Raw genomic sequence first — 848 nt, forward strand, 5'->3', positions numbered from 1 at the left:
GATCCATGCAGGAGAAGCAGCGGCATGCCGGTTCCGGCTTCGATAAAATGCAGGCGCAGACCATCAATTGCCATCATACGTCCGCATGTCAGGCTGGCGATCGCACGTTTGGCGCGGATGGCGTTGTATCCCGCTAGTGCCGCTAATGCAGCGATGGACAATCCGGCCGCTAGTTTCGCCCCGTCTCTGTCCAACGCCATGCGCGTGCCTCAGAAGCTGTCTGCGTGACCCAACCTTCGAGGTCACAGCTTGTTCCGCCAGACCCTGTGCCTGGCGCGGAAGGCTTTTCAACGTCTGGCGATCGCCATGGCCGCGATCTTGCAATGATCCATGCTTGCGTCCCGAGGAGATGCTCTCCGGGATAAACGATCGTTCCATCATCGCGCACACAGCGCCTGGCGTCAGGCTGGCCTCCTCAGCATGACCGGCCCCAAGAGTATGCATGACGCGTTCGCCTTCTCCAGCAGGTAGTCGGAAATAATGCGGCGGTGGCACCGCCAGCAGACGGCTTCCGCGCACATGATTGGGCAGCGATGCCGGCTGCTAAGCTCTCGCAGTTCCGCCAAGCCTTTGGCGAACGGCTCCGCCGGTGAGTGCTGTCTGCTAACGTGGCTCTCTTTGGAAAAGTAAGCCCGCTGCCTGGGCGGGGGGCTTGGGGTTAGGCAGCGGGCTTCGTAGGCGATTAGGGGTTCAGAACCCACGCAAACGATGCTCTCAGAGTGTTAATGAGACCTTAACGAAGCTCGGAGCGTTTTACCAATCTTGGCGACCTGTGGATAACCCTCGCAGTTACGCGTTCAATGACAGAGTTGAGGTCGACGGCTTCGCGGTCATGCTGTTCTTCGACA

Annotated in this window: 1 protein-coding gene and 1 pseudogene; both read right to left on the minus strand. The window is 59.4% G+C overall.

What is annotated here, in order from left to right:
• Window positions 1–200, minus strand: a pseudogene (locus EN914_RS36950) (alpha/beta hydrolase); the annotation flags it as partial.
• Between the two features lie 201 nt (window positions 201–401).
• The gene (locus EN914_RS38875; RefSeq protein WP_245265410.1) at window positions 402–701 is read right to left on the minus strand and encodes a DUF488 domain-containing protein; all 300 of its coding nucleotides are present in this window, start codon (window positions 699–701) and stop codon (window positions 402–404) included.
• Window positions 702–848: the final 147 nt, after the last annotated feature.

It is taken from the genome of Mesorhizobium sp. M7A.F.Ca.CA.001.08.2.1 (genome assembly GCF_003998455.1).
Lineage (GTDB): Bacteria > Pseudomonadota > Alphaproteobacteria > Rhizobiales > Rhizobiaceae > Mesorhizobium > Mesorhizobium ciceri.